Genomic DNA, 6,629 nt, shown 5'->3' on the forward strand with positions numbered 1-6,629 from the left:
GGCTCCGCAGCCCCCGTCACGGCGTGAGGATCAGTTCGTCCTCCTGCGCGGCGTCGACCGCCTCGGTGCTGAACGGCCACGGGAAGGTCTCCCCCGCCGCCCACGCACCGAGCTGGTCGTCGTAGTGCTCGGAGGCCGGATGCGCTGACGTGCCGGTCACGACGACCCAGGTGGAGGCATCGAGGTCCGCGAGGTCGACGACCATGCGCATCGACGGGCCGCCCGTGACATCGAAGCTGCCGCTGGCCGCGTCCCACGCCGTGGCGTTCACGATCGACGGGCCACCCCCGACCTTGACCGGCGCCGGGTTCATGTACGCGGCGATCGGAGCCGGGATCCCGGACCCGCCCAGCACCAGGTGCTCCAGCCTGAGCTGGTGCAGGGTGCCCCACTCCCAGTCGCCGGTGTCCTTGCCGAGCTCGACGGTGAGGTCCTGGCGCGCGCTGAGCAGTGCCTCCTTCAGCACCTGGTCGCGGCTCTCCACGACGGCGACGGTGGACTGGTCGTCCCAGAACTCGTCGTTCGGGTTGTCGAGCATGCCCTGGACAACGGCGAGCCAGCGGCTGCCGCCGTCGGGCCACATGGACTGCGGCAGCTCGTCGTTGAAGGTGGCCTCCAGGAGGTTGCGCCACACTGCCGCGAAGTAGGCCGCGGCGGCGGAGTCGGCGTCCATGGAACGGCTGTCCCAGTCGGCCAGCAGGACCTGGCCGTCCGACTCGTAGCCGGCCGGAAGCTCGACCTTGAGCAGCACGGGCACCAGCCTCTCGGCGAACACGCTCCACTGGTCCATCTGGATCTCGGACATGTCGGCGGCCGTGAGCTTGCTGCCCTCCGCGATCTGCTCGCTCAGCAGGGTGCGGATGCGCTCCGACCGGTACCCGTAGTCCCAGTCACGCGTGATGAACGGCCCGGAGCCCGCCGGCAGCACCGCCTGGTTCGCCGCGACGATGAAGCCTTCCTTGGGGTCCACGACGCCCGGCATCTGCTCCGGGGCCACGTAGCCGGTCCAGTCGTAGCGGGCGTCCCAGCCTGGGCGCGGCCACGTGCCGTCGGACTCCACAGCACCGGGGACGCTGGCCCGCACCGGGATCTTTCCCGGCGCCTGGTACCCGATGTGCCCGTCCGTCGTGGCGAACACGATGTTCTGCGACGGGACCTCGAACCTCGAGGCCGCCTTCTTCATGTCCTCGGGGGTCTTCGCACGGTTCATCTCGAACACGGCGTCGGCGGAGTGGCCGGGCTCGAGCGCCGTCCACTGCAGCGAGATCTCGTACTGGCCCAGCTCGGTGCCGGTCTCGGTGGGCGAGTTGCGCACCGCCTCCATCTCCGCCTCGTTCATGACCGACGAGACGATCGGGCCGTGCACGGTCCGACGGACCTCCAGGTCGATCGGGCTGCCGCCGTCGACCCGGATCACCTCGGTCTCCTTCTCCATGGGAACCCACTTGTCCGCGCCGCGCAGGTAGGTGTCGTTGCGGACGCGCTCGATGAAGAAGTCGGTGACGTCGGCGCCCATGTTGGTCAAGCCCCAGGAGACGTCGGCGTTGTGCCCGATGATCACGCCGGGGAAGCCGGAGAAGGAGAACCCCGACACGTCGAAGGGGCACTCCGGACCCACCTGGGTGCAGTGCAGGCCCACCTGCGCCCAGACGCCGGGAGCGGCGAGGTCGAGGTGCGGGTCGTTGGCCAGCAGCGGCTTCCCCGACTCCGTGTACTGACCTGACACCGCCCACGAGTTCGAGCCCGTGGCCGCACCGCGCGCGATCTGCACGGGCACGGCATCAAGGGCCCGCTGTGCCGAGTCCAGGGCGTCGGAGAGTTCCGGGCTCTTGTACACGTCCCCGCTGGCCGACGCCGTCTGGGTCGCCGGGGTCTGCTGCGTCCCCGCCGGTACGCCCGCCTCGGCAGGGTCGAGGATCGGCGCATTGCCGGTGCCCGAGTACGCCGGGAACAGCTCCGCGACCCGCGACGCGTCCCCGAGGGTGCTGTAGGCCAGGGCCCGGTCGAGCTCGTCGTTGTAGTTGCCGCGCAGGTCCCAGGCCATGGCCTTGAGCCAGGCGAGCGAGTCGATCGGGTCCCACGGCTCCGGCTCGTTCACCTCGACGCTGACGTCGAGCACCGTGTACTCGACGGCCGTCTCGGCGGGGCTGCGGTCAGCGAGATAGGCGTTCACGCCGTCGGCGTAGGACTGGAGGTACTGCCGGGTCGTGTCGTCGAGGATGTTGAACTCCTCCTCCGCGACGTGCCGCCAGCCGAACGTGCGGGTGACCATGTCGGCCTGGATCGCGTCCGGGTTGTTGCCCACGAGCTCGGCCAGCCGGCCGGCGGTCACGTGGCGGCGGTAGTCCATCTCGAAGAAGCGGTCCTGCGCGTGCACATAGCCCTGCGCGCGGAACAGGTCCTCGGCGGAGTCGGCGTAGATCTGCGGTACGCCCTGGGCGTCGCGGCTCACGCGCACGTCCGAGCTGAGTCCCTCGACCTGCACCGTCCCGGAATGCTCCGGGAGCGGACGCCGAGCGGTGAGCCAGCCGAAGGTCGTCAGTGCGACCAGCACCAGCACCAGGATGACGGCGGTGCCGACCAGGAACTGGCGAACACGGGACGTGCGGGTCCGACGGGGCTTTGCGGGTCCCGCACTTTCGGGGGTGGCTGTTTCAGCGGGCTCTAAGGGCTCGGCGGAAGTGGTCGCGGACACGCAGTGGAGACTACCGCCCGCCCCTGGGCTTGAGTGAACGCCCTTCGGTGAACAGCCTCGGGAGATCCTGGGACTATCCCCCGCCGCCCGACCGTTACTATTGGCACTCGGAAACCCCGAGTGCCAGGCACGGTCCCGGTGAGCGCGCGATGCCCCGGCCGGCCTGACGTCCAAGAGGAGAGCACGTGCCCACCTACGCGTACCGGTGTGCCGACTGCGGCCACGCGTTCGACATCCACCAGGAGTTCAGCGACGAGTCGCTGACCCTCTGCCCCGAGTGCGAGGGCCGGCTGCGAAAGGTGTTCAGCTCCGTGGGCGTCACCTTCAAGGGGTCCGGTTTCTACCGCACCGACTCGCGCAGCACGTCGACGAGCAGCACAGTGAAGCCCGGCAAGTCGGAGTCGTCTTCGGACTCGTCGTCGTCGGGTTCGTCGAGCAGCACGTCCTCGGACAGCTCGGGTTCCTCGTCGTCGGGAACCTCGAGCACGTCGGGTTCCTCGAGCTCTTCGGGTTCCTCGTCATCGAGCACGTCGAAGGCCGCCTCCGCCTGATCTCGGGCGCGCCCGAGTTCGGTCGGGCGCTGGCCGGGCGGCGGTGAGTTTCGGTCCTTTGGTGGCCCCGGCCGCGGCCCCGGCGAACTCGGTCACTTGGTGGCCCCGGCGCGCTGAAATCGGTCACTTGCTGGCCCCGGCATGCTGAGTTCGGTCCCTTGGTAGCCCGGCCGCGCTGGGTTCGGTCCGTTGCTTCGAGATCGGTCCATCGATGGACCGATCTCGAGGCAACGGGCCGATCTCGCGCGAAACGCAGACACAACGGACCGAAGTCGCACGCGCCGCGAGCGGCACCTTGCTGGGTGCTCGTCTCTGAAGGCGGCGCCTTGCATGAGGCCGACCGACCTATCGCCCACAGCGCTCATCCCCGAGGCCCCTCCCTCCGCCCGCCGGCAACTATCTCTTCGCCGGTTGCACCGACCCGGTCGACGCGCTTCCAACGGCGCGAGCCCGACCACAGGCGGCGTCTTCCCGCCGTCGTGCACAGGTTGCCCGACGGCGGCCCCGCAGGCCCGCCTGGCTGCATAACGTGCCGGCATGGGACTTCTCGACACGATCGCCGAGCCGGCCGCGCGCCACGGTTCGCCGCCGGGCTCCGGCGCGCCCACGCCATGGGGCCGGACGAACAGAACGCCGCCGCCCGCGGGGTCGCGCACGGCGCTCACCGCACTCCTGCCCCGGCAGGGCCGGCCTCGTTCGGCCGCGCTCCGCCGGGTGCGGCGCGTCGCGTGGCGCTGGCGCTTCGCACTCGCCGCCGCAGTGTTCGGCCTCGCGATCGCCCTGACGGTGCACCTCCTGCGCCCGCCGCCGCCCCCGACCGTCGACGTCGCGGTCACCGCGCGTCCCATCGCGGCCGGCACCGAGCTCGGCCGGGACGACGTCGTCCTGCGCGCGATCGCCGCCGACCTCGCCCCGCCCGGCGCCGTGCACTCGGTGCGGGACCTGCTGGGCCGCGCGGCCGTCGTCGGGCTGCCGGCGGGAGCGCCGTTGCACACCACCCTCGTCTCCGACGGCGGTGTCTCTGCCGCGGCCCCCCGCGGCACGGTAGTGGTCCCGGTTCGCCTGTCCGACGACGCGGTCGCCGCCCTGCTGCGCCCCGGCGACCGGGTGGACCTGCTCGCGGGAACGACGTCGGGCAGCGAGCCGGGGGCTGCTCCACCCCAGTACCTCGCCCGGAGTGCGCTGGTCCTGCCCGTCCCGGCGGAGCGCGAGCCGGAGGGATCGGGCGGGCTGCTAGGTCCGGTGTCGGACGGCGACCGGCCCGTCACGCTGGTCGCGGTGAGCCCGCGGGACGCCCCGGAGCTGTCGTCGGTCTCCGGCTGGGGATCGGTGACGGCGGTGCTGGTGCCGTAGGAATTCGGCGGGGAAGGTTCGGGCATACTGGCGACCGGCGCTGCCAATTCGGCCGAATGTCCTGTTCGACGTGCGAAATGCCCTGGGCAATCGCAGAATCCTGCCCGGGCCGGTCCCGGCAGCCCGCGACCATTCGGAACAACTTCAGGGGACCCCAACGATGTTTCAGGGCTTCAAGGAATTCATCACGCGCGGCAACGTGCTCGACCTCGCGGTCGCTGTCGTCGTCGGCGCTGCGTTTTCCGGAGTGATCGACGGCCTGGTCAAGGGCTTCATCATGCCGCTCATCGGGTGGCTCATCGGCGCTCCCAACTTTTCCGGTATCAGGTTCAGCGTCCCGAACTGGCAGGGCGGGTCCACGGTGTTCCCGATCGGCCTGTTCATCCAAGGCCTGATCATGTTCCTGCTGATCGCGGGTGCGATCTACTTCTTCGTGATTGTTCCCGTGAGGCGGCTCTCGGCGCTGCGCAAGCGCGCGGACGAGCCCACCGTCGAGGAGTCCCTCGCCGAGGACGTCGTCCTGCTCACCGAGATCCGCGACCTGCTGCGCGCCCAGGCCGGCGTGCGGGCCGACTCGCAGTCGAGCTGAGCTCCTCCGTCGCCCTTCGCGGGCGGCGATCGGCAAAAGGTCAGGTGACCGGCAGTTCGGGCTGCCAGTCACCTGGTCTTCTACCGACCCCTGACGTCTCGGCGATGATGCGGCACGCGGTCTCGACAGGCTCGACCACCGAGCCGTCAGCCCCAGTGCGGCGGGACATCCCGCCTGAGCTGCTCGTCGTTGGAGCTGTGACCCGCGTCGGGTGCGGCTCCGCCGTCGGATCCCTCGCCCCAGCCGGCCGGGCGCTCGTCGGCACTCACGCCCAGCACGGCCTCGCGTTCGGTCCCGCGCCGCACGGCACGCCGGGGACCCCGCCGTCGAGGGGCGGCGTCGATCGGTGCCGGGTCGGCCGGCTTGTTCACGGACTCGCTCACCGGACCATTGTCGCCCTGCGCGGCCCGCGTTCAGTCAGGCCGTGGCGAACGCCACCAGCGCGTCCAGGGAGGCCTGCCATCCGGTCGCGGAGCCGACGCCGCGGTGGATCGAGCCGCCGCCCTCGCCGTGCGCCTCGAACCCGGTGTGCACCAGGCGCAGCACGGTCTGGTCGGGTCCGACCTCGGTGAACGTCACCTCGATGCGGCTCGCCCGCTCTCCGTCCGGGTCGAACCGCCAGTCGCCGTCCAGCATCCATGCGAGCACGAGCCGGCCGGGGGCGCCCCATTCGAGCACCCGGCCCCAGTCGCACTCGGTGCCGTCGGGCTGCCGCTCGTACCAGCGGCCGCCCGCGGTCGGCTCGAACACGATCGCCGCGGGCCGCTCGTCCCCGAGCCAGTGCCCTTCGAAGAGCCACGCCGCCTGCTCCACGGTGTACAGCTCGAACGCCCGCGCCAGGCCGGCGGGCACGGTCACCTCCGCCACGACGGGCGCGTAAGCCTGGGTCTCGCTCATGATCGGTCCCTCTCGGATTCGTCGCCGCGCCCCGCCTTGTCGGACGGGGCACCGCTCCGCCGTCGGACGGCGTCCTCGCCGACGTACTCGGCGAAGGCGGCCAGATGATTGCTCCAGAAACGGTCGAGGTAGGCCCGCACGTCGGCCGGCCCGCTCGGATCAAGGCCATAGAGCCGCCGCGTTCCCTCCGCGTGATCGCGGACGAGCCCGGCCTCCTTCAGCACCTTGAGGTGCTGCGACACCGCGGGCCGGCTGATCGGCAGCCGATCCGCAAGCTCTCCCACGGACACTGCGCCGTCTGCCAGCAGGGCGACTATGTCGCGACGCCGGGCGTCGCCCAGCGCGTCGAGCTGCTGCTCGCCGCGCCTGGCGTCCCGGCCGGCGCCCCGCCCAGGGCCCGGGCCGGCGTCCGCTCGCCGGGCCATCGTTCGGTAAGTTCCCACGAACGGTAAGTTACAACTAACCATTAACGGCCGCAACCTCAGATCGAGTTCGGTCGGTTGCGCGGCACGAAACGTGACCTCGGTCGGTTGCCTCGAGATCG

7 protein-coding genes and 1 pseudogene are annotated in these 6,629 nt (G+C 71.0%); 3 read left to right on the forward strand and 5 right to left on the reverse strand.

The window, feature by feature from the left end:
* Nucleotides 1-16: 16 nt before the first annotated feature.
* Nucleotides 17-2,560 (reverse strand): penicillin acylase family protein, encoded by a 2,544-nt coding sequence (locus tag IE250_RS17260; RefSeq protein WP_189670710.1) that lies wholly within the window; start codon nt 2,558-2,560, stop codon nt 17-19.
* 320 nt (nt 2,561-2,880) lie between these two features.
* On the opposite strand from IE250_RS17260, the pseudogene IE250_RS24980 reads away from it, so the two are divergent.
* Nucleotides 2,881-3,021 (forward strand): annotated as a pseudogene (locus IE250_RS24980) (FmdB family zinc ribbon protein); the annotation flags it as partial.
* A gap of 14 nt (nt 3,022-3,035) precedes the next feature.
* Here IE250_RS24980 and IE250_RS24985 read toward each other — a convergent pair.
* Nucleotides 3,036-3,224, reverse strand: a complete 189-nt coding sequence (locus IE250_RS24985) for a hypothetical protein (RefSeq protein ID WP_308434162.1) — start codon at nt 3,222-3,224, stop codon at nt 3,036-3,038.
* 559 nt (nt 3,225-3,783) lie between these two features.
* Between IE250_RS24985 and IE250_RS17270 the strand changes: the two genes are divergently transcribed.
* Together IE250_RS17270 and mscL are read left to right on the forward strand one after the other, a co-directional pair.
* Nucleotides 3,784-4,599, forward strand: coding sequence for an RcpC/CpaB family pilus assembly protein (locus IE250_RS17270; protein WP_189670525.1), 816 nt, complete (start codon nt 3,784-3,786; stop codon nt 4,597-4,599).
* 160 nt (nt 4,600-4,759) lie between these two features.
* Nucleotides 4,760-5,188: a large conductance mechanosensitive channel protein MscL gene (mscL, locus tag IE250_RS17275; RefSeq protein ID WP_189670526.1), complete on the forward strand. Its 429-nt coding sequence runs from the start codon at nt 4,760-4,762 to the stop codon at nt 5,186-5,188.
* A 146-nt stretch (nt 5,189-5,334) separates the two neighbouring features.
* Here the strand turns inward: mscL and IE250_RS17280 are convergent, their stop codons facing one another.
* The 3 genes from IE250_RS17280 to IE250_RS17290 are packed head-to-tail and all read right to left on the reverse strand — an operon-like array spanning nt 5,335 to nt 6,528.
* Nucleotides 5,335-5,571 (reverse strand): hypothetical protein, encoded by a 237-nt coding sequence (locus IE250_RS17280; RefSeq protein WP_189670737.1) that lies wholly within the window; start codon nt 5,569-5,571, stop codon nt 5,335-5,337.
* Nucleotides 5,572-5,605: 34 nt separating this feature from the next.
* Nucleotides 5,606-6,085 carry an SRPBCC family protein gene (locus IE250_RS17285; RefSeq protein ID WP_189670527.1) on the reverse strand — a complete coding sequence of 160 codons (480 nt, stop codon included), beginning with the start codon at nt 6,083-6,085 and terminating at the stop codon, nt 5,606-5,608.
* Nucleotides 6,082-6,528, reverse strand: a complete 447-nt coding sequence (locus tag IE250_RS17290; RefSeq protein WP_229872549.1) for an ArsR/SmtB family transcription factor — start codon at nt 6,526-6,528, stop codon at nt 6,082-6,084. Before IE250_RS17290 ends, IE250_RS17285 begins: the two co-directional genes overlap by 4 nt.
* Nucleotides 6,529-6,629 lie beyond the last annotated feature (101 nt).

Origin of the sequence: Promicromonospora soli (assembly GCF_014653785.1) — a bacterium.
Classification (GTDB): domain Bacteria; phylum Actinomycetota; class Actinomycetes; order Actinomycetales; family Cellulomonadaceae; genus Promicromonospora; species Promicromonospora soli.